A 25,139-nucleotide genomic window follows, 5' to 3' on the forward strand; every position below is an offset into this window, starting at 1 on the left:
CTCATTTAAACCACTAAACTGCGCTTTTTCGCCTTGAACTAAGCATAAATAGCTTAGCCCTGAGCATTTACGTTTTTATTTTGGTAAAAAGCACTCAGTTTTAATGAGTGCTGAGTAGTTACAATAAAATTAGCATTAGACTGCCATTAATATCCAATTAATACCTAATTAATAAATAAGGAAATAAGTCGTTAAAAAGAAACGAAGGTAGCTTAAGACTTCCATTTTTGCAAAAACATCATTAGACAAAAAAGCCCTATTTAACATTGCTGTCAAATAGGGCTTTTTTACAACATTAGCTGTTAGCCTTTTAGAGCGGCTTTTTCTGCTGCCTGTGTTGCTTGAATTGCTGTTAGTGCGATAGTGTAAACGATGTCGTCTACTAGTGCGCCACGTGACAAGTCATTAACAGGCTTGCGCATACCTTGCAGCATTGGACCAATACTGATCAAGTTTGCACTACGTTGTACCGCTTTGTAAGTAGTGTTACCCGTGTTTAAATCTGGGAAGATAAACACCGTTGCTTGACCTGCTACTTTCGAGTCTGGTGCTTTACTCTTCGCAACATTTTCCATTACAGCTGCATCGTATTGTAATGGACCATCGATTAATAAGTCAGGACGACGTTGTTGCGCAATTTTAGTTGCTTCACGTACTTTCTCAACATCTGAACCCGCACCTGAATCACCAGTAGAGTAACTGATCATGGCTACTTTAGGGTCAATACCAAAAGCAATTGCAGAATCAGCAGACTGAATTGCGATATCTGCTAGCTGATCAGCTGTTGGATCTGGGTTAATTGCACAGTCACCGTAAACTAATACTTGGTCAGGCAATAACATAAAGAAGATTGAAGAAACTAAACTTGCACCAGGTGCAGTTTTAATTAACTGTAATGCAGGACGAATCGTATTAGCAGTGGTGTGAACTGCACCAGAAACTAGACCGGCTACTTCATTTTCAGCTAGCATCATCGTACCTAATACAACGGTATCTTGTAGGTGCTCACGTGCAACAACTTCTGTTAAGCCTTTACCTTTACGTAGAGCAACCATTGGTGCTACGTATTGCTCTATCACATCAACAGGGTTAACAATTTCAACTTCATCAGTCAAAATAATACCTTGTTGCGTTGCAACACGGTAGATCTCTTCAGGGTTACCTAATAATACTGGTTTAGCAATACCACGTTCAGCACAAATAACAGCGGCTTGAATCGTACGAGGTTCTTCACCTTCAGGTAATACAATGCGTTGGTTTGCTTTGCGTGCTAATTCCGTTAAGTGATAACGGAATGCTGGTGGCGATAAACGACGCGATAGTGAAGAATCTTCAGTTAATGTATTTAACCAATGCTTATCGATATGGCTAGCAATGTATTCTTGTACTTTTTCAATACGCTCTAAATCATCAACAGGGATTTCCATGTTGAAGTTTTGTAAACGTTGCGCTGTATGCCATGTGTTACTTTTGATCAGTAGTACTGGTAATCCTGCATCCATTGCGCTTTTACAAAGCTTCATCACTTCATCTTCAGGTGGATAATCGCCGGTTAATAATAAACAACCAATCTTCATACCATTCATCACTGCTAAACAAGCGGCAATGATCACATCACTTCTATCACCTGATGTTACTAGCATTGAACCAGCTTTAAAGTGCTCAACCATATTAGGGATAGAACGAGCACAGAAAGTAACAGATTGTAAACGACGGTTGTCAAGATCACCTTTATTAAGGATCTTAGCTTCTAAATGGATCGCTAGATCTTTAACGCGCGGTGCGATTAAATCAGCACTCCAAGGAATACAGCCTAAAATTGGTAATGGGCTTTTGCTGAACATTTGTAATACTTCAAGGTTGTTATTAATACTACCTTCTGGAATATCAAACATTTCAGTTAAATCGTTACCTGTTTTATCATTCTCATCGACAGGAGCGCCCACTTTATTAATAATACAGCCAGAGATATGTTTATTTTCTTTGCCACCAAATGAAGAGATAGCAATTTCCATGCGCTCTTTTAATTGTTGTGACGTATCGTTACTTGGATGGGTAACAAATACCATATCAGCACTTAATGCTTTAGCGATGCTGTAGTTGATGTTATTAGCAAATTGATGCTTATCGGTAGGGACTAAACCTTCAACAATGATCACATCACTGTCTTTAGTACCTTCACGGAAACGCTCTACGATATTTTCTAGTAATTCTGAAGTACGTCCTGATGAAATAAGCGTTTCAGCATATTTCATCGCAAAGGGTTCAGGAGGAAGAATGTTACTTGAATTACGTAATGTCGTAGTTGAGCGTTCTGTACCTGCATCACCAGGGCGTGGTTGTGCAATTGGTTTGAAAAAATTAACGGCAACACCTTGGCGTTCCATTGCACGAACCATTCCGAGACTAACCGAAGTGACACCAACACCAGCGCCAATAGGGATCAGCATTATTGTACGAGCCATGACTATTCCTTTTTAATAGATGACAAAAAGGGAGTAAATACTCCCTCAAAAATTATTATAAATTACGCACCAACAAGTGCAGCGGAATCTTGCGCGATAACCCATTCTTCATTGGTTGGTATAACCATTGCAATCGGGGAACTATCGGTTGTGATCACGCCTGAATTACCTAGTTTTGCAGCTTTATTTTTCTCAGCATCTACTTGGTATCCAAAGATAGTTAAGTTCTCTAATACTTTCGTACGAATACGTTCAGAGTTCTCTCCAATACCGCCGGTAAATACGATTGCATCAATACGACCAAGTGGTACGGCGTAAGATGCAATATACTTAGCTAAACGGTAAGCAAACATATCAATAGCAAGGATAGCGCCTTGGTGACCTTTTTGGTAGTTTTCTTCTATATCTCGACAATCGCTTGAAATGCCAGAGATACCTAAGAGACCACTTTGTTTTTGTAGCATGTCCATTACACCTTTCAGGCTGTAACCTTCACGTTCAACAAGGTGTTCAATAATACTTGGATCTATATCACCACAGCGAGTGCCCATTAATAAGCCTGCAAGCGGAGTCATACCCATACTTGTATCAACAGATTGACCATTTTTAATCGCTGCAACCGATGCACCATTACCTAAATGAGCAGAGATAATGTTTGTTTCTTCTACTTTTTGACCTAATGCTTTAGCAGCTTCATTGGTAACAAATAAGTGGCTTGTTCCATGCATACCGTAACGACGGATATGATATTGTTTGTATAAATGATATGGCAACGCATATAGGAAAGCTTTTGCTGGCATAGTTTGGTGGAAAGCAGTATCAAATACGGCAACTTGTGTTAATGATGGGAACGCTTTTTGTGCTGCTTTAATACCTAAAATATGTGCAGGATTATGTAATGGTGCAAGTGAAGCGCATTCTTCAATACCTTCAAGCACTTCTTCATCAATAATGACTGACTTAGTAAATTTTTCACCACCATGAACAATGCGATGGCCGATAGCAATAAATTGAGACTCAAGACCCTCAACTTTTTTAATAATATCTTCTACAATGAATGAAATGGCTGCAGAGTGAGCACTATTTTCAGGCAAGTTAGTTGACTCTTTCTTACCGTCAAACTTCCATTTAATACGAGCATCGGGAAGATTAAAACATTCAGCTAAACCACTGATTATTTCATCTCCATTGTTTGCATTGATTACAGCGAATTTAAGCGAAGAACTACCACAGTTAAGTACAAGGACTAATTTATTGCTCATGAAAAAATTCCAGTCAGTAAATAATAAGTATATAAATATCAATTCTAATTTTTGATATTAAGCTAGGGTATAATAGTGAGATATAACTGAATAAGAACGTAGCGTTTGGCGGCATTGTCCATATTAAGCTATATTATCAATTTTACCTTTATGTAATAAAATTACAAATATCAAATTGATAAAAATTATTCGAAATCAATTTTAGTCGCAACATTTTCATTTATTAGGCATGATTTGTATTGTTGTGATTGATCTATCAATTTTAAAGGAGAATTAATTTGTTTAATTTTTTTGAGCTATTAAAAAAAGGCGACCATTATTTAAAAATATGGCCAAAACAAAATTGCCTGTATTCTTTATTTATTGAAAGTAAAATGGTCTGTTATACACAATTATTAATTAAAGTATTCCCAATTTTTATTGTCCTTGTTGCTTCCTTGTACATGTTTTTTCCAACTTATTTTTCTTGGCCAAGTACCGCTACATTTATTCTCTTTTTAATCGGATTACCTGCTCATTGTTTATTATGGCTAGGAAAACGTTCGCAACAAACACTCTCACCTGCCCTATTTAATTGGTATCTTGAGGTAAGTGAGGCCTTACATGGAAAAGGTAATGGGCAACGAACCATGGTCGATCAGTTGCGCTTTATCGACCTTGCTAAGTTGTTGAATAAAGGTTTCAAAAAAGGAGGGGATAACTTTTTATATAACAATGAACTAATATAAGTTAGTTTTTTTGAAATACTTCAATATTAAAATCACATTCAATTTTCCAGTGTGGCTGGCTAAGTAATTTAGCTAGCTTTTCTGGTGTAAACTTCCACGCAAAAGGGGTCATGTTAATGAGATCTTTTAACTGCTGAGGTGAATCAATATCTAGTTCATAACTGAGATTTACTTGCTCCACTTTACTGAAACCTTCGACTGCTTCATTCTCCTGCGCATGGTTATTTACTTGATCGTAAATACACTCTCTTAATTGAAATAAGTGACGTGGCGCAGGTGTTACTGTAATTAAATAACAGCTTTGCTTAATTAGGCGCAACAATTCTTCCGCTTTTGATGGCGCATAGATACGTATCATTAGGTCAATGCTTTGTGCATTTAACGGAACTTGATAGGCACTGGCGACACAAAAATCAATCTTTTTATAACGTTTAGCGGCATAACGAATCGCTACTTTAGAAATATCAATGCCGCAGATATTGTGCTGTGGCAATTGTTGATTGATAATGTCGGTGTAATAACCTTCACCACAACCTAAGTCAAGAATCTGTGCTTGTTCGGTGCCAGCTAAATATTGTTTGCTTATTTGTGCTACTTTTTCTGCGAGTGGTAAGTAACCGCTGGTATTTAAAAATGCACGTCTAGCGGCCATCATCTCTTTATTATCACCGGGATTTTTAGAGCTTTTTGATTGCACCGGTAATAAATTTAAATATCCTTCCTTAGCAATATCAAAATGATGATTATTTTCACACACTTGGGTGTTATTGATTTGATTAAATGAAGCTTGGCAAAGCGGGCAAATAAAAAGAGTCATAGAAGCTGCTATTTAGTAAGAAGTAAAAATAAAGACAGTAAAAACTGTCTTTATTAAGAATAGAGGACATTAAACTAAGTAAAGTATACTTAGCTAAGTACTTATTGAGAAGGTTTCACTGAACAAAGGTATTAAAAAATAACATTGTCATGGTATTCAAGAAGCACCTTCTGAACAGCAAGCATCGTATCTCTTGATGGTGGGTGAACGCCATCAAGAGGATATATTTCGCCCATTGCTATCCATTTGTGCTTTCCAAGTTCATGATAAGGTAGCATTTCAATCTTTTCGATATTTTTCATTGGTTGAATAAATTGACCTAATGAATGAGCATCATTAAGGCTATCGGTGATCCCTGGAACAACCACATAGCGCAGATAGACGGCTTGATTATGTTCGGCTAAATACTTGGCAAATTCTAGGGTATATTTATTGCTAACATGGGTTAAGTCGATATGCTTCTTATTGTCCATCTGCTTAATATCTAATAAGACTAGGTCAGTGTGTTTAAGAATATTTTGTGTTGTCTGGTCAATTTTTCGCACAAAACCATTGGTATCTAAACAAGTATGAATACCTTCTGCATGGCACGCTTCAAACATTGCCAGTACAAATTCTGGTTGTAGCATCGCTTCACCACCTGAAATAGTAATACCACCGCCGGACGCGTCCATATAATGACGATATTGAAGCATCTCTTTCATTAATTCATCAACGGTCATCTCTTTACCGCCTTCAGTATCCCAAGTATCGCGGTTATGGCAATATTGACAGCGCATTAAGCAGCCTTGTAAAAAGATAATAAAGCGGATCCCCGGACCATCTACGGTGCCACAGGTTTCTACTGAGTGTACTCGTCCAGTAACTGACATCTTATAACCTCATAAAAACTAATTATTTGTATCAACTATTAATAGAACATGACTGCGTTATAACAATGGATACAGTGCCATAACAACTGATAAAAATAATTACTTTTGTTGTGATAAAAATAAAGGTTTCATCCCGAAGAATGAAACCTTTTTTATTATAGCAGGCTAATATAAAAGTGAACCTGTTATCGTCTGTTTTTTATAGCGTCGCTGTAAAGGTACGTGTGATTACATCTTGCTTTTGTTCTGCAGTTAACGAGTTAAATCGTACTGCGTAACCCGATACACGAATTGTTAATTGTGGGTACTTATCTGGGTTTTCCATTGCATCCAATAACATTTCACGGTTCATTACATTAACGTTTAAGTGTTGACCACCTTCAATATCTGGCGTGTGCTTGAAGTAACCATCCATTAGACCAGCCAAATTAGATTTTTGAGAATCATCTGTTTTGCCAAGTGCATTTGGTACGATTGAGAATGTGTAAGAAATACCATCCTGTGCGTAAGCAAACGGTAGTTTAGATACTGATGTTAATGAAGCAACTGCGCCTTTCTCATCACGTCCATGCATTGGATTTGCACCTGGCGCAAATGGCATACCTGCACGACGACCGTCTGGTGTATTACCTGTTTTCTTACCGTATACAACGTTAGATGTAATAGTAAGAATTGACTGTGTAGCACGTGCATTACGGTACATAGGGCGTGATTTTATTTTCTTCATGAACGTTTCAACAAGTTCACAAGCAATATCATCAACACGTGAATCGTTATTACCAAATTTAGGGTAATCACCTTCAATTTCAAAGTCAGTCGCAATACCATCTTCATCACGAATAGGGCGAACTTTTGCATATTTAATGGCTGCTAAAGAATCCGCTGCAATTGAAAGACCTGCAATACCACAGGCCATTGTACGTTCAACGTCACGGTCATGAAGCGCCATTAATGAAGCCTCATAGCTGTATTTGTCATGCATGTAATGGATACAGTTAAGTGCTGTCACGTATTGCTCTGCTAACCAGTCCATAAAGTGATCAAGGTTTGAGTACACTTCATCGTAGTCTAAAATTTCAGACGTAATAGCAGGTAATGTTTTAGGACCTACTTGCATTTTTGATTTTTCGTCTACACCACCATTGATGGAGTACAATAATGTTTTTGCTAAGTTGGCACGTGCACCAAAGAATTGCATTTGTTTACCAACAATCATTGGCGATACACAACATGCAATCGCATAGTCATCGTTATCGAAGTCAGTGCGCATTAAGTCATCATTTTCGTACTGGATAGATGAAGTATCAATAGATACTTTTGCACAATATTTTTTGAAGTTAATTGGTAAAGCTTCAGACCATAAAACAGTAATGTTTGGCTCTGGAGATGGACCCATAGTGTATTGTGTGTGTAAGAAACGGAAGCTATTTTTAGTTACTAGCGTACGTCCATCAACACCCATACCACCAATAGATTCTGTAGCCCAGATAGGGTCACCAGAGAATAGGTCATCATATTCAGGTGTACGTAGGAAACGAACCATACGTAATTTCATTACTAAGTGGTCGATTAATTCCTGTGCATCAGTTTCAGTAATCAGACCTGCTTTTAGATCTTTTTCAATGTAGATATCTAAGAAAGAAGCGGTACGGCCAAATGACATTGCTGCGCCATTTTGTGATTTAATTGCCGCAAGGTAACCAAAGTAAGTCCATTGGATTGCTTCTTTAGCGTTTGATGCTGGTCCAGAAATATCATAACCGTATTTAGCTGCCATCACTTTCATTTGGTCAAGTGCACGATATTGCTCAAAAATTTCTTCACGCAATTTCATTGTATCTTCTAATGAAGTACCTGCGATTAATTCAGCTTCTAAGCCTTTATGCTGAGCTGCTTTTTCAGTCATTAGATAATCGATACCGTATAAAGCAACACGGCGGTAATCACCAATAATACGACCACGACCGTAAGCATCAGGTAAACCTGTTAATACACCTGATTTACGACATTTAAGAATGTCGCCAGTATAAACGTCGAATACACCTTGGTTATGTGTTTTGCGGTATTCTGAGTAAGTTTTACGGATAGTTGGGTCTAATTCTTTACCGTATACTTTACAAGAACCATCGATCATACGAATACCACCGTTAGGGATAAGCGCACGTTTTAATGGTTTTTCTGTTTGTAGACCAACAATCGTTTCTAAGTCTTTGTTGATGTAACCTGCATCATGTGCAGTAATAGTCGAAACCACATCGGTATCAAAATCAACAGGTGCATGAGTTGCGTTTTCCTGTTTGATACCCACCATTACATTTTCCCATAGCTCGTCAGTCGCTTTAGTCGCGTCAGCTAGGAAACTTTCATCTCCATCAAAAGGGGTATAGTTTTTTTGGATGAAGTCACGAACATTAACTTCTGTTTTCCAAGTGTCGCCAGCAAAACCTTCCCATGCTGATGCAAATGCTTCGTTTAATTTAGTCATAAAGATTTACCTTTACCGTTAGTGATTAAAAAATGTGTATAAATTAGTTGTTTGTGAATATGTTTGGTACATCCTATGTACCGCACTTAATGCATGCGCACTTAGTAGTGTTAAAAATGCGATAAGCGCAGGTGGGGCAATAACAAAATAGAAAATAATACGGAGTGCAATAAGTATGCTTGTATTGTTTGAAAGAAGAGACACAGGCAAAATAGCTTTGCTTATTTTACTGTTAGCAATACGATTGCTTTGGCTTGGTATTTGGTAAGCTAAATACTCGTTAACGCTATTGTCTATTTGCATCTTAGAAGTTACCCCGTGATGGATTAGTGCTTAGTTTAACAAATGCTTTTGTACAAAAATTGATTCATATCAAGTTGCACAACGATCTCGTAATAAAATTACATTTTTATTTTAAAAAACCTTTTTTGCTCAAGTAATGTACAGGATAAAGTGATGCTAATGTCACTATTATTCATTAAGTTGTTTAAATTTAACCTCGTAAAGGTAATTTAATTTCAATTCCTCCTAGGGCTTCCTTGCTATATGACGCTGTTATCTTAAGAAAATTAATCGCTTACTAAAAAATTATTACATAAATAAACTGCTGAATATTTATTAAAATTTAGCTCAATTATTTATTTTTATTAGTGATCAATTATAACTCAGTCAAATGAATCTAAAATATATTTTTATCATCTTTTTTAGATGCTTCTAATAAATACAAAAAATAGTATATAGCCCATGTTTTTGTATGGTTTTTAGCCAAAGGGTAAGTCAGTTAAGGTATAATTATTTTAATAGGATTGCACTAATTTATATCTCACTAAGAAGGAGTTAGTTTATGAACGTACAAATATTAATTACGATCACCGGCATTTACCAACCTGATTTAGTTAAATGTCTTGCAGAAAAAACACATGCATTAAACGGTAAATGGCTAACCAGCAAAATTAACCATATAGAAGGCTATATGGCAGGGTTAATTAAGATTGAATTAGAGCCGGAAAAAGTTGAAACGCTTTTAAATGGTTTTAAAACTTTACCTCTTCATATTGATTGGGTTGAACTGAAGCGCTTACCAAAAGAGAAACCTAATCATTTAAACTTATCCATTGATGCTCGAGATCGTGCTGGTTTAGTGAATGATATTTCACAAGTGTTAAGTGAGAATAGCGTTAAGGTTGAAAATATGGAGTGCAACCGAATTGGTGTGCCTGATATTGGTGGAACAGTGTTTACTAGCCATTTCGAAATAGCGGTATCCGATGCTTTTGACCAGAACCTGTTGATTGCATCATTACAAGAGATATCTAATGATCTCATTATCGATATTAAAGGCTTATAAATAGCTTCAAAGCTGCAATTGAAGCTTTTATGCGAGTCTTGGTTGGCTATATAGGTTGGCTATACAAATCTAGGTTGGTTATACAAGTTTAGGTTGGGTTAAATCACTTTAATAAAACCTTACTATCAACTCACTGCAATAGTCTTCAATATAAACAGAACTTTCAGTATAAAAAAGGGCGCTATGATTAGCGCCCTTTTTGTTTAATCTTGTTTAATAAAGCGAGTATGTTAAATAAATGCTAATACTATCAGTTGCCTAAGCTTGCTTATAATAAAGCGGGTAGACCGTATTGTTTTTCGAACATGCCTACTGCTAACATAGCGATAAAGCAAACCACTAATACTGAACCCGGTATAATAACCTTATCTAAAAATGACAGACGTTTAGCGCGTTCCTTATCTCCAATTAAACCATTATTATCTAATAACATGGTTAATGCCCAAGCAAGTACAGGATTAAACACTGCCGCAGTAAAGATACAAATACCAGCTGCTTGTGAATCTTTGGTGTTTTTAATCATTTGCATACCAGCTTCTAGTAAGGGCAAAAATACACCAACTAATAAGGCAATACGCATCACTGGCGGCCATACTGCAATATCCATTGGGAAACCTAGAAAAGCAATTAACATTACCAAGCAGCCTAATATAATAGAACCCGCTGGAATAGGACGTTTAGCAATCGCTGCAGGGATCATATAAGTTCCCCATGAAGAAGTGATGTTACCACCACCCACTGCAGTACCTACCATTTGACGAACTGAGCACATGGTCATTGTATCGTCCACATCCATTAATACTTTTTCAGTATTTTTGGGGTAGTTTAATTCTTGGAAAATACGGTGCCCTAAGAAATCCGGTGACCACATTGCTACGGCTAAAATTGCAAAAGGTAATGAGGCAATGAAATGTTCAAGATTTGGCAAACCTAACATCCAGCCTTCAGTAGTGCTTCCCCACCAGTAAACAGGATTTAAATTAGGTAGTCCCATTTCAGTTTCGAATGTTAGGTTAAAACCCGCGCCAAGTGCTAGCGCGATTAATAACCCTGTAATCGCACAAGCCGGGATAGCCAACCAGCGTTTGTTAATTTTTGCAAGGAAAGCATAAAGAATGATATTTGTTGCTAATACAACTAAGCCAACATATCCCATACTGCCTGCTGCGACATCTGCTGATTGCAGTCCTTTAGCCCAGTCTTGAATTTGGCCTATTTGACTGAATGCACCAGTAAAACCAAGGAATACTAGCAATCCGCCTGCTACGCCTTCTCCGGTTAAATTAACTAGCTTAGACCCACCTTTAAAGTAGCTGAGTAATAAACCAAATACACCAAGCAAGATAGCTAGAGCAAGAGGGTGAGCACCCGCTAATGCAATCGCACCGATTAACGGGATCATTGGGCCATGGTTGCCTGCTAGGTTGGCTTTAGGGTTAACAAAACCCGAAGCAACAATACAGAATAGGAAGGCCGGAATAAGCATTTCAACTCGGGCCACTTCGATAGCAAAATCTTTACCTAAAGTAATGTGCGCCCATTGTTCTGTTAAACCATCTGCCCAAGACATCATTACTGCAGAGTACATTGCGATAATGCCGATGGTACCTGCTACAGCGGGGACTAAATCCTCCCATTCGAAGCGAAAATCTCGACCTGGTAGGTTTAACCCGTAACGACGAGGTTTCATTATCTGTAATTCGTGATCTAAATAATCAGACCGTGTTGCAAACTCGCTAGCGGGTTTATGCAACTCACTATAGCTTTTAGTTTGTTTATCAGTTGGCATTGAGGAGGTACTCCTTTACTCTGGTTAAATTTAAAATTAGTTAATTTTGTGCTAACTAGGCGCTGATATTATTTTGCCAACGACTATAGAATGAGTTAATTATGCATCGATAATTTAATATAGCGTAGCTTAACCAAAGTGAGTAAAAAATCGCTTGATCTGGATCAGAAGAGTTATCATGCTGAAATTAAATTACAAAAAAATGAGGTATTTCCATTAATAACCTGCTAATAACTTACTAATAGCAGTATTTTTGATAATTAATTGCGTATTTAACTTACGTGACAGAGGAAAAGAGTAAGAAATAGAGGTGCAGAAGTCAACATGCATAGAAGTTATAAAAATGCGGGCTTTAACAACTTCTATGCTTGTTCGGTAACTATATTGCGAGGGTTTGTCTTTAGAAAAAGACTAGAGTAGATCTTGCATCTCTTCTAGTATTTGTAGGCACCAATCACTGATACGTTGGTCACTCAGTTCATATTGAGTATCTTCATCAATTGCTAGTCCGACAAAATATTGTCCATCCTCAGTCAATGCTTTAGAAGCCTCAAAGTCGTAACCTTCAACGGGCCAATAACCGATGAATTTAGGATCTTGAGGTAATAATTTATCGTGCAACATACCAACTGCATCAATAAACCATTCGCTATAACCGTTTTGGTCGCCTAAACCAAACAATGCAACTATTTTTCCATTAACATTAAGACCATCAATTTGATCCCATAATTTGCCCCAATCCTCTTGAAGTTCGCCGTAATCCCAAGTAGAAATACCCAAAATAACAATGTCATAATCATTTATCTTGTTTAAGCCGTCATCTTTTATGTTAAATATGTCTACTAATGATTCACCTAGCTCTGCTTGAATCTTTTCTGCAGCAATTTCTGTATAACAAGTACTAGAACCATAAAATAAACCGATTTTCATAAGTGACCTTTAAATAAAAATATAAGAGGCGCTAATTTACCGTTAAGGCCGTTGGAATGGAAGTATTAAGCATCGAACAATTTTTAGATTCACTTTGGTTAGAGCGTGGCCTATCAAAAAATACCTTAGACTCTTATCGCCATGATTTAAGTTTAGTTGAGGACTATTTACAGCAACAAGAAATCGCCTTAAGCGAAGCCACTGCAGTTGATTTGAGTGATTATTTTGATGCTCGTTTACAAGGGGAAATTGATTATAAAAACACTTCAACCGCTCGATTAATGAGTGCAATTCGACGTTATTATCAATACTTGTGCCGAGAAAAAATACGCGAGGACGACCCAAGTGCAAAATTAGAAAGTCCTAAAATTGTTAAACCTTTGCCTAAATCGCTATCAGAGTCTGAAGTGGATGCGCTACTTTCTGCTCCTGAGTTAGGTGACCCTGTGCAATTTCGCGATAAAGCGATGTTGGAGGTTTTATATGCAACAGGGGTGCGCGTCACCGAATTAGTTGGTTTGACTATGGAAGAAATTAACTTACAACAGGGAGTGATCAGAGTCACCGGTAAAGGCAATAAAACCCGTTTAGTGCCATTAGGGGAAGAGTCTGTGTATTGGTTGGAGCGCTATATTGAAGAGATGCGTCCGGCTTTATTATCTGGCCAAAGTAGTGATGTTTTATTCCCTAGTCGCCGAGGAAATCAAATGGTCAGACAAACATTTTGGCATCGCATTAAACACTATGCTCAACTCGCTCATATTGATAAAGAGGCTTTATCACCACATGTATTACGTCATGCATTTGCGACACATTTATTGAACTATGGGGCTGACTTACGGGTCGTACAGATGCTATTAGGGCATAGTGACCTATCAACTACTCAAATTTATACGCATATTGCTCAAGATAGATTAAAAAGCTTACACAGTGAGCACCACCCACGAGCCTAGCGTTTTATCACCTGCTGATCATTTAATTATCATGAACATAGCGTTAAAAGCGCATGATCACAGGGTTAAGTCACAGCATTACTTAAACACTATAGGAATGGCTATTATTAGCATTCACTTTATGTTTTAAGATAGGCATAATCAGGTACTATTATTTTATTTTTTGGGAATTTATGATGTCCATATTAAATGTTAAAAAAAATGTGATCGCATTCGTTGTGGGCATGTTGGTTAGTTCAAGTAGCTTTGCCGCTGTTTCAAAAGAAGTTAATGAGTTATTAACTAAAAAGCTTGATGACTTAAAAGTAAGTGCGCAATCGATTGAAGAGTCACCGATTAAAGGTTTATATGAAGTTTTAAGTGAAGGTGCTATCTATTACCTTAGTGAAGATGGACAATTTTTAATCAGTGGTAATATTTATGATACTAATAATGGCATGAAAAATATTACCAGCACAAAAGTGGCTGAAGTACGCAAAGCGAATTCTGCAGAGCATTTTGCAAAAATTAAAAGCTTTGAAAAAGACATGATTATTTATAAAGCAGACAATGAAAAATATGTCATTACTGCTTTTACTGATATTACTTGTGCTTATTGTAAAAAACTACATGCAGAAATGGCTGATTATAATAAATTAGGTATTACTATTCGTTACCTTGCTTTCCCTCGTGGTGGTGAAAAATCGAATGCTTACCGTAATATGGTATCGGTCTGGTGTTCGGATGACCCTAAATCAGCGATGGATGATGCAAAAAGAGGTCGTGGAATCAAAACAATGACCTGTGATAATAATGTATTAGAGCAATATAAGTTAGGTATTGCATTGGGTATCACTGGTACGCCTACGATGTTTTTAGAAGATGGTACTGCGATGCCTGGTTATTTACCTGCAGACCGTTTAATTCAAGTATTAGAAGAAAAAATATAGACTAAGTCTTCTGCTATTGTCTGATTCATAATAAACTGCATTGATAATCCTATATCGTGCAGTTTTTTTATGTCTTCAGAAACACCTAAAACACAAGTACAGCAACGTCTTCAATATGATACTAGTTTATTGTCATTATCTTGCTCCCCATTATTGACTAAGCTTTATGCTAATCGAGGCATTACTGCCGACAGTGAATTAGATAACAGTACTAAAACCTTAATTCATGCCAATCAATTGAAAGGTATGGGAGAAGCTTGTGAGTTGCTATATCAAGCTTATTTAAAAGGTAAGAAGATCATTATTGTCGGAGATTTTGATGCTGATGGTGCAACGAGCACGGCGCTGAGTGTTTTATCGCTGCGTGCATTAGGGTATCAACATGTTGATTATTTAATCCCTAACCGTTTTGACTATGGTTATGGATTAAGCCCTGAAATTGTTGATCTCGCCGCGCAACAAGGTGCTGAATTGTTAATGACTGTGGATAATGGCATTTCTAGTATTAGCGGTGTTGCCCATGCCAAAGCGTTAGGCATTGAAGTATTAGTGACTGACCATCACCTCCCTGGAGAGGAAACACCAGTTGCTGATGCTATTGTTAATCCGAATCAAATAGGTTGTCAGTTCCCCAGTAAAAATTTAGCAGGCGTGGGTGTCGCATTTTATGTGATGCTGGCGTTGCGCTCTTTAATGCAAGAAAAAGGCTGTTTTACTGACTTTGCTGCACCTAATTTAGCTAACTTTCTAGATATTGTTGCACTAGGCACCGTTGCTGATGTCGTAAAATTAGATGCAAATAACCGCACTTTAGTGCATCAAGGATTAGCGCGTATTCGTGCTGGATTCTGCCGACCAGGTATTAGTGCGCTTATTCAAGTTGCAAAACGGAATCAACAACAATTAGTTGCCACGGATTTAGGCTTTTCATTAGGACCTAGGCTTAACGCAGCAGGGCGTTTAGATGAGATGAGCCACGGCGTTGAATTACTATTATGCGATGATTATTTACATGCAAATACGCTTGCCTCTGAGTTAGATGCGCTAAATCTGTCTCGCAGAGAAATAGAGCAAAGCATGCAGCAGGAAGCGATGCTGAGCTTACAAAAGTTATCCATTGATCAAAATAACTTACCTTTAGCATTATGTTTGTTTGAGGCCGACTGGCATCAAGGTGTTATTGGGCTGGTGGCTTCTCGCATCAAAGAAAAATATTACCGACCAACCTTTGCTTTTGCGCGTGCAAATGGGGGGGAAATCAAAGGTTCTGCGCGATCCATTCCGGGTGTACATATTCGCGATATGTTGGATTTAGTCGATAAAACGCTTCCTGGCGTTATTTTAAAGTTTGGTGGTCATGCGATGGCTGCCGGTTTGAGTTTGTTAGAAAAAGATTTTGTTCTGTTTAATGATACATTAAATGCCATTTTAAAAGCGCAAGTGGATGAGGACTTATTAAATAACGTCATTTTATCCGACGGACAATTATCCCCTGAGCAGTTTGACTTGAGTATTGCCCAAGAACTACGTGATGCTGGACCGTGGGGACAAGGATTCCCTGCGCCCATTTTTGATGGTGTATTTGCATTAAAACAACAGCGAATTGTAGGGCAAAAACACTTAAAAATGGTATTGCAACAAGGTGATAAATTAATTGATGCCATTGCTTTTAATATTGACCCAGAAGCTTGGCCTGATTTATCAGTGAAAGAAGTCTTTTGTGTTTATAGCCTAGATGTTAATGAATTTAGAGGGCAGAGAACTGTGCAGTTATTAGTACAATTATTACAGTCAAGATAATGCCATTACTCATTTAACCAGTTTTAGTAAGGTTTAAAAGATAAGAATCAAAAAGTAAGTCATTACCTTTTGATTCTTATCTTAAATGTTTTAAAAATTTCGCAGGAATGAAGGTGTTAACTTACTATTATACTGTGCCTTCAAAATCTAAATTGAGCCTCCAAAATCTAAATTGTGCCAAGAAAACCTATACAGAGCCTAGAAAATCTTAAACTGCCCCCGGAAAATCCAGTTGGCGCCACGCTTCATAAACAAATACAGATACAGCATTGGATAGATTCATCGAGCGACTATCAGCCTTCATTGGAATACGTAATTTTTGCTGTAGGGGTAAAGCATCTAATATCGACGATGGTAATCCTCGTGTTTCTGGGCCAAATAACAAAACGTCACCATCTTGAAAGTTTGCATTATGATGGTAGGTGGTTGTTTTAGTGGTGCAGGCTAATAAACGTTTACCTTCAACTACCTTTAAAAAACTATCAAAGTCTTTATGCAAATGTACATTGGTCATTTCATGATAATCTAACCCTGCACGTCTTACTTTTTTTTCATCTAAGTCAAAACCGAGCGGTTCAATTAAGTGCAATACACATCCTGTATTGGCACATAGGCGAATAATATTGCCAGTGTTAGGTGGGATCTCTGGTTCGTACAATGCAACTTCAATCATTTTTTTACTCTACTGTTATTGATATTAATGCCGATAAATAACTGATCAATTTATTTGAATATAGTTAAGGATGGTGAGAAACCCCCATAAAATGCCACAAAAAAGAGGGGATTTATGTTTAAAGGTTTTCTGTTCGTCGCTAACTATTTTACAGTCTATAAGTGATCACTTTTTAACCTAACGAAATTTTATGAGCAGTGATAAATACGATAAGAACGCTATTTATCTAAACTTCAATTCAAATAAAAAGTGTACCACTTTACTGAGAATAATTAGACAAGATTAATGAAAGATTTCTGTTGTTCCATAACTGCTATATCGCAACAGGCATTCGCCTTGTTAGAATATGACCTAACAGCGGCTTTGTTCCAGAGTTTTGCTGGCGCTGATTATGTTAATGCTCATTTATTGAAGAGAGTCGTTATCTAACCACATATAACCTCGACCTCGAAAGTTTTTTACCCTAATTTGACCATCTAAACGAGTAGGTAATTTACGACGTAAGTTACTTAAATGCATATCAATACTGCGGTCAAATTTTTGTAGTTTTTTACCTAAAACCTGTTCACTCAATGCAGATTTTTCCAATAACTGACCGGGATTGGTTAAGAATTTTTCTAATAATAGCAATTCAGTATTAGTGAGTTCGATGGTACGTTCTTGGCATAAGGCTTGTTGTTGACTAGGAAATAACTCAATATCTAAATGTGATATTTTATTCTCTGCATTGCCTTTTTTGTATTGAACTCTACGTAACATCACTTTAATTCGACCGGATAAATCACGCTCACTAAAAGGTTTGGTTAAATAATCATCTGCGCCCATTCCTAAGCTGATCACTTGTTTGGTTTGATCGTTTTCTGCTGTCAGCATTAATACTGGGATGTCCGTTTTTTGTCTTATTAATTTTAACACCTCAAAGCCAGACATACGTGGCATCACCTCATCTAAAATGATTAAGTCGTAATCTTTTATTAAGAATTTGTTTAAGCCTTCCTCGCCATCGTAGGCTGTTTCAACAATGAAACCTTCGGAAGTTAAATTTTTATCGAGTAATGAAACTAACTCTTTATCATCATCGATTAATAATAAATTTTTCATTGTATATATAGCCTATGTAAAGCGTGTGAATACCAATTTCAAGTAGCGATTCTGCTTGAAGTGGAATTATTGTTGTTTCAGGGAAAAGTAAGCTATGTTTAGCGTTTTTTATTAAGATTGCTGTAAAAGTGAATCTTAAACTTGTCACTGCATATTTAGGTAAATCAATAGATTGACTACAATATACCCTATAAAGAGGTATATTGTAGGTCTCTATTTTATATCTTGCACGTAAATGATTGAATAAATGATTATCTATTGAAGTAGGTCAACATAGTTGCACTCATAAATAGGGGGGGATTTAATAAACTACAATATATTCTCGTTGTTAATGTGCCTGCTCAATCATGATTTTTACCGATGCTATTAAGTGCAATATCTAAAGTTAAAAGCATAAGACCTAAAGTTAATTGTTTAAATTGAGTTATGTGTGCTGCCTTTTCATTGTGTTGTCACTGTGTTTTGTTTATTAAATCTTAACGGGTATAATAGCCAACCAACACTTTTTAGAGCTGTAATATTGTGAAACAAACACAACAACCTGAAGAATATGCATACTTAGTAAAACGAGCGGGTCAAGCAGCTATTATTGCCGCCTCTTTATTGATTATTGTGAAGCTTATTGCTTGGATGGTGACGGGGTCATCAAGTATTCTTGCTGCGTTGACCGATTCATTAATGGATGTAACCACTTCTATTATCAACCTTTTTGCAATTAAGGTTGCCCTGCAGCCTGCCGATAAAGAGCACCGTTTTGGTCATGGCAAAGCAGAAAGCTTAGCCGGGTTAGTGCAAGCCGCCTTTATTTCTGGGTCTTCAGTTTTCCTGATGATTAATGGTATTTCAGCGGTGATTAACAATCATCAAATTGTCGCGACTAATTTAGGGATTTCAGTGATGATCTTATCGTTAGTTGTGACCCTTGCCTTGGTTTTATATCAAGGTTATGTGGTGAAAAAAACTAACAGTATGGCGATAAAAGCAGACTCTTTGCATTATCGAACTGATATTGTGCTGAATGGTGCGGTGTTATTGGCGATTGTTTTAGCTGGGTATGGTTGGGGTTGGGCTGATGGTGTTTTTGCCATTGCAGTCAGTCTTTATATTTTACACGGCGCATGGGAAATTGGTACGCAATCAATTGATGCTTTGATGGATAAACAATTGCCTCAAGAAGATAATGAGCTAATCCTTAAATTGGCTTATAAAGTAGAAGGAGTGCGTGGTGTACATGATTTAAGAACACGTTCTTCCGGTTACGTTAAATTTATACAATTACATCTAGAGTTAGATGATGGACAAAGCTTATATGATGCACATAACAAAGCAGACAAACTTGAGTTTGGCTTACAAGCAGCTTTCCCTGGTGCAGATATATTGATCCATCTTGATCCTATTTCCGTGGTGCCGATAGAGAAACGTAACGAAGCAGTAAACATCGACGCACCGGTATAATGAAGATATAAGCTAGTACCAATATATAGTTGATATAGTTGATATAGCTGTGGTATGGCATAGAGATGATATCGATATGGCGCTGCATGGATATACATTGATTTGATAGTTTAAGGGTAAAATAATGGAAGAGAAAATTAGAGATCTATGGGAAAAAATCAGGGAAGAAGCATGGGCTAGTTCATCAAGTGAGCCTATTTTGGCTAGCTTTTTCCATTCTACCATTTTAAACCATAAAAATTTATCGTCAGCATTAAGTTACCAATTAGCTAATCGCTTAGATAGCCGAACTATGCCGGGTATATTAGTACGAGAAGTGATTGATGAAGCATTTGAGCATGATCCAACTATTTTAGAAAGTGCGATGGCCGATATTATTGCTGTACAAGATCGTGACCCTGCCGTGGAAGACTATTCTATTCCGTTGTTATATTTAAAAGGTTTTCATGCGATTCAAATCCATCGTGTTGCGCATTGGTTATGGCAACAAAACCGCATTGCATTAGCATTGTACTTACAAAATCGTAGTTCAGTTATCTTTGGTGTCGATGTGCATCCTGCAGCCACTATTGGCAAAGGTATTATGTTTGACCATGCTACTGGTGTAGTAGTGGGTGAAACAGCGGTTATTGAAGATAACGTTTCAATCTTACAAGGAGTTACCTTAGGGGGGACCGGTAAGGAGAGCGGTGATCGTCATCCTAAAATTCGCCAAGGTGTTATGATTGGTGCGGGCGCAAAAGTATTAGGTAATATTGAAATCGGTATCGGTGCAAAAGTAGGGGCGGGTAGTGTTGTTTTAGAAGCGGTGCCGGCTCATACCACAGTAGCAGGCGTACCGGCTAAAATCGTTGGCAGGCCATCTTGTGATATGCCGTCGTTATCCATGGAACAGTGTTTGTGAATAGCTAGCTTCATAAACCATATCCGTTATAAATAACGGACTTTATAATGCTAGCTTTTATAAAACACTCATTATTTTGAGCCAATATACGCAAAGCGTGGTTGGCTTTTTCCCTCTATCTCGACATTTTCTACAAACATTCCTAAGGGTCTTACCCATAAATCGCCTTGCCCGTATAAAGGGCGGTAAATAACCATCTCTTCTTCAGTTTCGCTGTGAAAAGCTATTCCTTCAACTTGATAAAAGCTGCCTTTATAATGTTGGTATTTACCCATTTGTAATTGTTTTGACATTTTGTTACCTAAAAAATTAAAAAAATTGCAGATTAGAGTAACATACTTCAACTTTAAAGAGGAATTGGCGGTTTTTTCCATAAAAATCAAAACAAAGGTTGAATAAGCGTCTTGGAATGCTTATTCTCGTTGCATTCCAGTTAACAACTACTTTGTATTAAGGGACTCCAAATGACATTTGAGCTATTAGAAAAATTAGAAAACAAAATCAACCAAGCTGTAGAGACAATTGCACTACTGCAAATGGAAATTGAAGAACTTAAAGAAGATAAAGTTAATCTAGCAAACCAAACAGAACAACTACAATCTGACAACGAACGTTTAAATGCTGAGCATCAACAATGGCAGGATCGCTTAAGTGCTTTAGTGGGTAAGATTGAACAAGCTGAAGAGAATGTTGACTAATCGATATTAGATTTTTATCAAATTCTATTTCAAAATGAAAAATGGTTTGATTAAATAAGTGACGACAAGTTAAACGTAAAAAAGAAGCATTAAAAAGCCCAAATAAATTGGGCTTTTTTGTGTCTATTACATTTGTTAATGATTAAAAATAGCTAATTGATATAAATGCTAATTACTGCAAATTGGCATACGAGACACTAATTCCATTAACTGAGAGCATTAACTAAGCGCATTAGAACACATCTTCTTCATCGGCATCTTCAGTGTCTAATACTAAGGGCTCTGGAGAAATAACGATACCCGTGCTATCGGCATATAAAAAGTCTTCAGGTAAAAAAGTCACTCCAGCAAAGTTTACCGGCGAGTTAATTTCACCCACTTCATTATCATCAGCACCTACTGGCATCGCGGTAATCGCTTGAATGCCAATATCTAATTCTTCTAGCGCGTCGACTTCACGTACACAACCGTTAACTACAATACCTTCCCAACCATTTTCAACCGCTAAATCGGCAATGTGAGCATTAATTAGGGCTCGACGTAAAGAGCCACCACCATCAATCAGTAATACTTTACCTGCACCATTTTCTTCTAATGCTTTATATATTAAACCAACTGACTCAAAGCATTTAATGGTTACCACTTCTCCCGCAAAGGAGTTACGCCCACCAAAGTTAGTTAATAGTGGTTCTGCGACGTCAATGGTATCCGCGTAGATATCACATAAAACAGAAGTATTGTATTGCATATGCATGCTCACTTTTAATGATGAAGTATAAGTTCAGTATAAACGTAACACACTCTATTTCAATCTTATTCTCTGATATTTGTCGAAAATTAGAGCAATCCTTTAAGTTAGTCTAATTCGTCAAAAGTACTGCGTTCAAAGGACTTCTCACAGTAGTGACACTTGAGCTTCAAGGTGTTTTTTTGTTTGACGTAAAAGCGTGTTTGAACCGGTTCATTGTGGCTAATACAATTGCTATTAGGGCAGGCAAGTACACCAATAAATGAGCTAGGCAATTGCACCTGAAATTTATTAACCACTTTAAAATCTTTGATTTGATTAATGGTTGCATTAGGGGCAAATAAAGCTAATTGATTCGCTTGTTGATCATTAAAAAATGTATTTTCAATTTTAATTAAGTCTTTACCCTGACCATTATGAGTTGCAAGGTTTAAACCAATGGTTATTTTTTCATTGGTCTGTGTAAATTTGAAAAACTTTAATATTTTCACACCCTGTTGTGCTGGAATATGGTCAATCACCGACCCGTGTTCAATTGCTTCTACTTGTAATTTCTTTTGCATCATAAAACCTTAAGCGTTTGCTTGAAAATGATTGCTTAATAATAAAGCAAGTAATGCTTGGCGTGCATACACCCCATTTTGCGCTTGTTGAAAATAATACGCATAAGGTGTGGCATCGACATCTATATTGATTTCATCAACGCGTGGCAATGGGTGTAAGACTTTCAGGTTGTCTCTAACATTACCCAGCATGCTGGCGTTTAATAGAAAAGCTGACTTCATATGCTGATATTCTGTTTCATCAAAGCGCTCTTTTTGCACTCTGGTCATATATAAAATATCAAGGTCATCGACCACTTCCTCAATGCTGCTGTGCAGAGAAAAGTTGATATTACGTTCATTCAGCTCTTCGATAATATAGTCCGGCATTGCTAACGCTTCCGGCGAAATAAAGTAGAAGTTACAATTAAATAGGGACAATGCTTGTGCTAAAGAGTGAACTGTTCGTCCATATTTAAGGTCGCCTACAAAGGCTATGTTTAGGTTATCTAATGTCGCCTGTGTTTCATAAATGGTGAATAAATCTAATAGAGTCTGCGTTGGATGTTGGTTAGAACCATCACCACCATTAATGACCGGGATCTCAGTAAACTCAGAGGCTAGACGTGCTGCGCCTTCCTGTGGGTGACGCATGAAAAAAGCATCCGCATAGGAAGCGATGATCTTTACCGAATCAGCCAGTGTTTCACCTTTTTGAGCTAATGACGTGTTACCTCCACTATCAAATCCAATGACGCTGCCACCTAAACGTTGTACTGCTGTTTCAAAGGATAAACGGGTACGCGTTGAAGCTTCAAAAAAGCAACTTGCGACCACTTTGTTTTTTAACAGTTCAGGTTGTGGAGTTTGTTTTAAGGAGTGAGCGGTTTGAAGGATTAGTTCTAGGTCTGAACGTGATAAATCAGCAATGGAGATAATATTTTTTTGGTATAACGGATTATTCATTTTTTCACACTCATGTTGTCGGCCATGTTATTCGGATAAGTGAAGCAGATAATGGCAAAAATTATATCACTATCAATTGCTTTTGTTGTTATTAATCCTACTAAATTTTGATCGCATGGGGCGCTGATAAAGGTTATCCTCAAAATTGATTTTCTGGTTGAGTGGTTTGAGATGTTAAAAGTTGGTTTATTATTTATAAGTAGTCTTTTTTGTACAAGTGTTATCGCACAAGAGTGGCAGGATTTACAGGCATTATTGCCAAAGGGGACACAGGTTTCATATTTAGTGATTGATGCTAAAACAAAAATTAAAGTCGCTTCTTTTCAAGAAGAATCATTAAGAACGCCGGCTAGCGTACAAAAACTGCTTACTGCTACCACCGCCAAGTTGTATTTGGGTGAAAAATATCGTTACCAAACGGTTATTAAAGGCAATAAAAAAGCCATTAAGAAAGGCCAATATCAAGGTGATATTAGTTTATATTTTAGTGGCGACCCAACTTTAACACGGAAAAATATTCGACAATTATTACGTAATCTTAAAGCACAGGGGATTAATCGTATTAAGGGAGACTTCTTACTTAATAATAGCCAATTTAATGGTTATCAATGGAGTGATGGACAAGCATGGAATGACTTAGGTGTATGTTATACAGCGCCGGCTAATGCTATTATTGTGAATAGAAACTGTGTGTTAGGCAATTTAAGTTTAGCCAGTGAAGATGCCACCAAAGCAACGCTGTACATTCCAAGCTATGAGCCGGTAGATATTAGTAGTGATGTGTCAGTGGTTTCTAAAGCACAACGTGCAGAGCAATTTTGTGCCTTAGAAGTGACTCGAAATAGCAATAATAATTATCATCTATGGGGATGTATGGTACCTAGGGAACGCGCTTTCCCTTTAGCATTTGCGGTTACAGATCCTAATACTTATGCACAGCGGATCATTGCAAGTGAATTACAGCAAGTGGGGATCGCTGTATCGGGAACAGTAAAAATTGATTCTCAGCCGATAACTCCTGCGCTGAAACAAGATCCCGCATCAACGTTAGCGGTTTATCAATCACCATTATTAGATGTGTTATTGCAACAAATGATGAAAGAGTCCGATAACTTGATTGCCGATAGCTTATTCAAAACCATCGGTGCTCAATATTTTCAGCAACCTGGTAACTTTCGTAATGGCTCGCAGGCGATGAAAGCGATCCTTAAAGAACATGGTATTGACCTTGAAAATGCTTATATAGCAGATGGTTCAGGTTTATCTCGACACAACTTAATGAGTGCTGAATTGTTTATGTCTGTGATGAAATTTGTTTATACACAGGATAAGCAATTAGGCTTGATAAGTAGTTTTGCCATTGCCGGTATCGACGGCACTTTAAAGTATCACCGTGGCGTGAATACGGCTGCTTTAAAAGGCAAGGTGATTGCTAAAACAGGATCTCTAAAGGGCGTTGCTAATTTAGTAGGGCTCGTGAAAGGGAAAACGGGAGACAAGTTATTTGTGCTAATGCTTAATGGTTATAATCCAGAAAATAGCGCTGTAGATGCTAATATTCCTCGTCACCCAAAAGCTTCTGTGTATTTATTTGAAAAAGCCTTTTTTGAGCGCATTTTTCATTAATATGTAAATGTACTTTTACAGTGGGTTACTCAATCATCTACAGCGAGT

The 25,139-nt window shown here is 37.3% G+C and carries 23 protein-coding genes; 9 read left to right on the forward strand and 14 right to left on the reverse strand.

Features of this window, described 5'->3' with window-relative positions:
• Window positions 1–302: 302 nt before the first annotated feature.
• Window positions 303–2,465 (reverse strand): phosphate acetyltransferase, encoded by a 2,163-nt coding sequence (gene pta, locus H5084_RS13945; RefSeq protein WP_182690870.1) that lies wholly within the window; start codon window positions 2,463–2,465, stop codon window positions 303–305.
• A gap of 62 nt (window positions 2,466–2,527) precedes the next feature.
• The gene (locus H5084_RS13950) at window positions 2,528–3,727 is read right to left on the reverse strand and encodes an acetate kinase (protein WP_028869105.1); all 1,200 of its coding nucleotides are present in this window, start codon (window positions 3,725–3,727) and stop codon (window positions 2,528–2,530) included.
• A 278-nt stretch (window positions 3,728–4,005) separates the two neighbouring features.
• On the opposite strand from H5084_RS13950, the gene yfbV reads away from it, so the two are divergent.
• Window positions 4,006–4,455 (forward strand): terminus macrodomain insulation protein YfbV, encoded by a 450-nt coding sequence (gene yfbV / locus H5084_RS13955; RefSeq protein WP_220485972.1) that lies wholly within the window; start codon window positions 4,006–4,008, stop codon window positions 4,453–4,455.
• 1 nt (window position 4,456) lies between these two features.
• Here yfbV and rlmA read toward each other — a convergent pair whose 3' ends face one another.
• The 4 genes from rlmA to H5084_RS13975 form a co-directional block, all read right to left on the reverse strand.
• Window positions 4,457–5,272 (reverse strand): 23S rRNA (guanine(745)-N(1))-methyltransferase, encoded by an 816-nt coding sequence (gene rlmA, locus H5084_RS13960; protein ID WP_182690872.1) that lies wholly within the window; start codon window positions 5,270–5,272, stop codon window positions 4,457–4,459.
• 131 nt (window positions 5,273–5,403) lie between these two features.
• Window positions 5,404–6,144, reverse strand: coding sequence for a pyruvate formate lyase 1-activating protein (pflA, locus tag H5084_RS13965; RefSeq protein ID WP_182690874.1), 741 nt, complete (start codon window positions 6,142–6,144; stop codon window positions 5,404–5,406).
• 199 nt (window positions 6,145–6,343) lie between these two features.
• Window positions 6,344–8,629 carry a formate C-acetyltransferase gene (gene pflB, locus H5084_RS13970; protein ID WP_182690876.1) on the reverse strand — a complete coding sequence of 762 codons (2,286 nt, stop codon included), beginning with the start codon at window positions 8,627–8,629 and terminating at the stop codon, window positions 6,344–6,346.
• A gap of 18 nt (window positions 8,630–8,647) precedes the next feature.
• Entirely contained in the window at window positions 8,648–8,932 is a 285-nt protein-coding gene (locus H5084_RS13975; protein WP_182690878.1) for a hypothetical protein, read from the reverse strand.
• Window positions 8,933–9,473: 541 nt separating this feature from the next.
• Here H5084_RS13975 and H5084_RS13980 point away from each other — a divergent pair.
• The gene (locus tag H5084_RS13980; RefSeq protein WP_028869099.1) at window positions 9,474–9,977 is read left to right on the forward strand and encodes a glycine cleavage system protein R; all 504 of its coding nucleotides are present in this window, start codon (window positions 9,474–9,476) and stop codon (window positions 9,975–9,977) included.
• A 268-nt stretch (window positions 9,978–10,245) separates the two neighbouring features.
• On the opposite strand, the gene H5084_RS13985 is transcribed toward H5084_RS13980, so the two are convergent.
• Together H5084_RS13985 and fldB are read right to left on the reverse strand one after the other, a co-directional pair.
• A complete protein-coding gene (locus tag H5084_RS13985; protein WP_028869098.1) occupies window positions 10,246–11,766 on the reverse strand; it encodes a DUF3360 family protein in 1,521 nt (506 codons plus the stop codon).
• A gap of 411 nt (window positions 11,767–12,177) precedes the next feature.
• A complete protein-coding gene (gene fldB, locus H5084_RS13990; RefSeq protein WP_182690880.1) occupies window positions 12,178–12,696 on the reverse strand; it encodes a flavodoxin FldB in 519 nt (172 codons plus the stop codon).
• 56 nt (window positions 12,697–12,752) lie between these two features.
• On the opposite strand from fldB, the gene xerD reads away from it, so the two are divergent.
• The 3 genes from xerD to recJ all read left to right on the forward strand — a co-directional run bounded on the left by xerD (window position 12,753) and on the right by recJ (window position 16,378).
• Complete coding sequence (gene xerD, locus H5084_RS13995) at window positions 12,753–13,649, forward strand: site-specific tyrosine recombinase XerD (protein WP_182690882.1); 897 nt, start codon at window positions 12,753–12,755, stop codon at window positions 13,647–13,649.
• Between the two features lie 176 nt (window positions 13,650–13,825).
• On the forward strand, window positions 13,826–14,578 hold the full coding sequence (gene dsbC / locus H5084_RS14000) for a bifunctional protein-disulfide isomerase/oxidoreductase DsbC (RefSeq protein ID WP_182690885.1): 753 nt from the start codon (window positions 13,826–13,828) through the stop codon (window positions 14,576–14,578).
• Window positions 14,579–14,647: 69 nt separating this feature from the next.
• Entirely contained in the window at window positions 14,648–16,378 is a 1,731-nt protein-coding gene (gene recJ / locus H5084_RS14005; RefSeq protein ID WP_182690887.1) for a single-stranded-DNA-specific exonuclease RecJ, read from the forward strand.
• A 208-nt stretch (window positions 16,379–16,586) separates the two neighbouring features.
• On the opposite strand, the gene trmL is transcribed toward recJ, so the two are convergent.
• Together trmL and H5084_RS14015 are read right to left on the reverse strand one after the other, a co-directional pair.
• The gene (trmL, locus tag H5084_RS14010; protein ID WP_028869093.1) at window positions 16,587–17,051 is read right to left on the reverse strand and encodes a tRNA (uridine(34)/cytosine(34)/5-carboxymethylaminomethyluridine(34)-2'-O)-methyltransferase TrmL; all 465 of its coding nucleotides are present in this window, start codon (window positions 17,049–17,051) and stop codon (window positions 16,587–16,589) included.
• Window positions 17,052–17,456: 405 nt separating this feature from the next.
• The gene (locus H5084_RS14015) at window positions 17,457–18,152 is read right to left on the reverse strand and encodes a response regulator (RefSeq protein ID WP_028869092.1); all 696 of its coding nucleotides are present in this window, start codon (window positions 18,150–18,152) and stop codon (window positions 17,457–17,459) included.
• Between the two features lie 522 nt (window positions 18,153–18,674).
• Between H5084_RS14015 and H5084_RS14020 the strand changes: the two genes are divergently transcribed.
• Together H5084_RS14020 and cysE are read left to right on the forward strand one after the other, a co-directional pair.
• Window positions 18,675–19,607, forward strand: coding sequence for a cation diffusion facilitator family transporter (locus tag H5084_RS14020; protein WP_028869091.1), 933 nt, complete (start codon window positions 18,675–18,677; stop codon window positions 19,605–19,607).
• Window positions 19,608–19,731: 124 nt separating this feature from the next.
• On the forward strand, window positions 19,732–20,511 hold the full coding sequence (gene cysE, locus H5084_RS14025; protein WP_028869090.1) for a serine O-acetyltransferase: 780 nt from the start codon (window positions 19,732–19,734) through the stop codon (window positions 20,509–20,511).
• Between the two features lie 71 nt (window positions 20,512–20,582).
• Here cysE and H5084_RS14030 read toward each other — a convergent pair whose 3' ends face one another.
• Window positions 20,583–20,804: a DUF1653 domain-containing protein gene (locus H5084_RS14030; RefSeq protein WP_182690890.1), complete on the reverse strand. Its 222-nt coding sequence runs from the start codon at window positions 20,802–20,804 to the stop codon at window positions 20,583–20,585.
• 171 nt (window positions 20,805–20,975) lie between these two features.
• Between H5084_RS14030 and H5084_RS14035 the strand changes: the two genes are divergently transcribed.
• Complete coding sequence (locus tag H5084_RS14035; protein ID WP_028869088.1) at window positions 20,976–21,209, forward strand: cell division protein ZapB; 234 nt, start codon at window positions 20,976–20,978, stop codon at window positions 21,207–21,209.
• Between the two features lie 232 nt (window positions 21,210–21,441).
• On the opposite strand, the gene rraA is transcribed toward H5084_RS14035, so the two are convergent.
• From rraA to pyrB, 3 genes are all read right to left on the reverse strand, one after another.
• Window positions 21,442–21,957 carry a ribonuclease E activity regulator RraA gene (gene rraA / locus H5084_RS14040; protein WP_028869087.1) on the reverse strand — a complete coding sequence of 172 codons (516 nt, stop codon included), beginning with the start codon at window positions 21,955–21,957 and terminating at the stop codon, window positions 21,442–21,444.
• Window positions 21,958–22,064: 107 nt separating this feature from the next.
• A complete protein-coding gene (gene pyrI, locus H5084_RS14045; RefSeq protein WP_028869086.1) occupies window positions 22,065–22,520 on the reverse strand; it encodes an aspartate carbamoyltransferase regulatory subunit in 456 nt (151 codons plus the stop codon).
• A 9-nt stretch (window positions 22,521–22,529) separates the two neighbouring features.
• Window positions 22,530–23,465 (reverse strand): aspartate carbamoyltransferase, encoded by a 936-nt coding sequence (pyrB, locus tag H5084_RS14050; protein WP_028869085.1) that lies wholly within the window; start codon window positions 23,463–23,465, stop codon window positions 22,530–22,532.
• 171 nt (window positions 23,466–23,636) lie between these two features.
• Between pyrB and dacB the strand changes: the two genes are divergently transcribed.
• Window positions 23,637–25,091, forward strand: coding sequence for a D-alanyl-D-alanine carboxypeptidase/D-alanyl-D-alanine-endopeptidase (gene dacB / locus H5084_RS14055; RefSeq protein ID WP_182690892.1), 1,455 nt, complete (start codon window positions 23,637–23,639; stop codon window positions 25,089–25,091).
• Window positions 25,092–25,139 lie beyond the last annotated feature (48 nt).

The organism is Psychromonas sp. SR45-3 (genome assembly GCF_014163575.1).
Taxonomy (GTDB): Bacteria; Pseudomonadota; Gammaproteobacteria; order Enterobacterales; family Psychromonadaceae; genus Psychromonas; species Psychromonas arctica.

Excerpts from the sequence above, each read along its gene's own strand:
- H5084_RS13950 (WP_028869105.1), bottom strand. The coding sequence starts at position 3,727 with ATGAGCAATAAATTAGTCCTTGTACTTAACTGTGGTAGTTCTTCGCTT.
- pyrB (WP_028869085.1), bottom strand. The coding sequence starts at position 23,465 with ATGAATAATCCGTTATACCAAAAAAATATTATCTCCATTGCTGATTTA.
- cysE (WP_028869090.1), top strand. The coding sequence starts at position 19,732 with ATGGAAGAGAAAATTAGAGATCTATGGGAAAAAATCAGGGAAGAAGCA.
- H5084_RS13980 (WP_028869099.1), top strand. The coding sequence starts at position 9,474 with ATGAACGTACAAATATTAATTACGATCACCGGCATTTACCAACCTGAT.
- H5084_RS14015 (WP_028869092.1), bottom strand. The coding sequence starts at position 18,152 with ATGAAAAATTTATTATTAATCGATGATGATAAAGAGTTAGTTTCATTA.
- H5084_RS14035 (WP_028869088.1), top strand. The coding sequence starts at position 20,976 with ATGACATTTGAGCTATTAGAAAAATTAGAAAACAAAATCAACCAAGCT.
- pflB (WP_182690876.1), bottom strand. The coding sequence starts at position 8,629 with ATGACTAAATTAAACGAAGCATTTGCATCAGCATGGGAAGGTTTTGCT.
- recJ (WP_182690887.1), top strand. The coding sequence starts at position 14,648 with ATGTCTTCAGAAACACCTAAAACACAAGTACAGCAACGTCTTCAATAT.
- xerD (WP_182690882.1), top strand. The coding sequence starts at position 12,753 with ATGGAAGTATTAAGCATCGAACAATTTTTAGATTCACTTTGGTTAGAG.
- pflA (WP_182690874.1), bottom strand. The coding sequence starts at position 6,144 with ATGTCAGTTACTGGACGAGTACACTCAGTAGAAACCTGTGGCACCGTA.
- dsbC (WP_182690885.1), top strand. The coding sequence starts at position 13,826 with ATGTCCATATTAAATGTTAAAAAAAATGTGATCGCATTCGTTGTGGGC.
- H5084_RS13975 (WP_182690878.1), bottom strand. The coding sequence starts at position 8,932 with ATGCAAATAGACAATAGCGTTAACGAGTATTTAGCTTACCAAATACCA.
- H5084_RS13985 (WP_028869098.1), bottom strand. The coding sequence starts at position 11,766 with ATGCCAACTGATAAACAAACTAAAAGCTATAGTGAGTTGCATAAACCC.
- fldB (WP_182690880.1), bottom strand. The coding sequence starts at position 12,696 with ATGAAAATCGGTTTATTTTATGGTTCTAGTACTTGTTATACAGAAATT.
- H5084_RS14030 (WP_182690890.1), bottom strand. The coding sequence starts at position 20,804 with ATGTCAAAACAATTACAAATGGGTAAATACCAACATTATAAAGGCAGC.
- pyrI (WP_028869086.1), bottom strand. The coding sequence starts at position 22,520 with ATGCAAAAGAAATTACAAGTAGAAGCAATTGAACACGGGTCGGTGATT.
- trmL (WP_028869093.1), bottom strand. The coding sequence starts at position 17,051 with ATGATTGAAGTTGCATTGTACGAACCAGAGATCCCACCTAACACTGGC.
- rlmA (WP_182690872.1), bottom strand. The coding sequence starts at position 5,272 with ATGACTCTTTTTATTTGCCCGCTTTGCCAAGCTTCATTTAATCAAATC.
- dacB (WP_182690892.1), top strand. The coding sequence starts at position 23,637 with ATGTTAAAAGTTGGTTTATTATTTATAAGTAGTCTTTTTTGTACAAGT.
- pta (WP_182690870.1), bottom strand. The coding sequence starts at position 2,465 with ATGGCTCGTACAATAATGCTGATCCCTATTGGCGCTGGTGTTGGTGTC.
- rraA (WP_028869087.1), bottom strand. The coding sequence starts at position 21,957 with ATGCAATACAATACTTCTGTTTTATGTGATATCTACGCGGATACCATT.